The organism is Gemmatimonadota bacterium, from assembly GCA_039715185.1.
GTDB lineage: Bacteria > Gemmatimonadota > Gemmatimonadetes > Longimicrobiales > RSA9 > DATHRK01.
The window spans coordinates 1-1,041 of the sequence record JBDLIA010000247.1; the positions used below are offsets into that span (position 1 = coordinate 1).

Genomic DNA, 1,041 nt, shown 5'->3' on the forward strand with positions numbered 1-1,041 from the left:
TCATCGACGAGGGCCTCTACGACGACGCGTTCGTCAAGGGACACACCGACCTGCCGCTGCTGGTCCGCATGGACACCGGGGAGCTGCTGCGTGCCGCAGACGTGATCCCGGACTACCGCAATGCCGCCCTGAAGCGCACCCGCGTGCTGAAGCCCGGCGAGAAGGTCGCCCCCTACGCCACCAACGAAGGGCATCCCGTGGTGGCGGAGGAGATGCGAGAGGAGTGGGGCGACTTCGTGGTCTGGGACACGGTGACAGGCGCCCCGGCTCCGGTCTCGCGCGACGACATCGGCAAGTTCTTCTTCGAGCGCGCGGTGGACCCGGCGCTCGAGGGGCGCTTCAGCGCCGAGATCGGCGGTGCCACGGTGGAGCTCCGGCCCGTCTTCGACCTGGTCGCCCAACACCTGCGCGACACCTGGTCGCTCGAGAACGTCGAGAAGGTCACCTGGGCGCCGGCCAGCGCGGTGAAGAGCGTGGCGCAGCAGTGCGCGGCGAACCCCGAGGGCGTGCTCTTCACCGTGGGCATGGGTCCGAACCAGATGTTCAACGCGGACCAGAAGGACCGGGCCATCTTCCTGGTGGCGAGCCTCACGCGCAACGTCGGCTTCCGCGGCGGCAACGTCGGGAGCTACGCCGGAAACTACCGGGCCGCCTACTTCAACGGCATCCCCCAGTACATGGCCGAGGACCCCTTCGACCCCGAGCTCGATCCCAACAAGCCGGCCCGGGTGCGCTCCACCACGCGCATGCAGTCGGCCCACTTCTACAGCCACGGGGACACGCCGCTCGACGTCCACGGCAACGTCTACAACGGCAAGAGCCACATGCCGCTGCCCACGAAGCAGCTCTGGTTCTCGGCCTCGAACTCGCTGCTCGGAAACGCCAAGGGCCACTACGACGTGGTCATGAACCTGCTCCGGCACCCCGCCTACCGCGCGAAGTTCCAGAGCAAACGGATGATCGACGCAGTGATCGTGAACGAGTGGTGGTGGACGGGGAGCTGCGAGTACGCGGACATCATCCTCGCCGTGGACTCGTGGG

The 1,041-nt window shown here is 67.6% G+C and carries 1 protein-coding gene; it reads left to right on the forward strand.

Features of this window, described 5'->3' with window-relative positions:
* On the forward strand, positions 1-1,041 hold a 1,041-nt coding region (locus ABFS34_17025), incomplete at both ends, for a molybdopterin oxidoreductase (GenBank protein ID MEN8377129.1).